Annotated in this window: 1 protein-coding gene; it reads right to left on the reverse strand. The window is 43.5% G+C overall.

Annotation, left to right across the window (positions count from 1 at the left end; genetic code table 11):
* The coding region (locus ACFQ1Q_RS00085; RefSeq protein WP_386127507.1) for a SprB repeat-containing protein at positions 1–306 on the reverse strand (306 nt) is incomplete at both ends.

Raw genomic sequence — 306 nt, forward strand, 5'->3', positions numbered from 1 at the left:
AAGCTGCGAGAGCCGCTGTCGGTTGGTCAATAGTTACATTAGCAGTCGTAGTACAATTATTCGCATCAGTAACAGTAACAGTATAATTACCAGCAGCTAAGTTTGTAGCAGTAGCTGTAGTTTGTACAGGAGATGTATTCCAAGAATAAGTATATCCAGCAGTACCGCCAGTAGCTGATACGGTAGCTGAACCAGTAGCCTCACCAAAACAATCTACATCTTGCGAAGCAGAAATAGAAGCTGCGAGAGCCGCTGTCGGTTGGTCAATAGTTACATTAGCAGTCGTAGTACAATTATTCGCATCAG

Source organism: Winogradskyella litorisediminis, from assembly GCF_042675765.1.
Classification (GTDB): domain Bacteria; phylum Bacteroidota; class Bacteroidia; order Flavobacteriales; family Flavobacteriaceae; genus Winogradskyella; species Winogradskyella litorisediminis.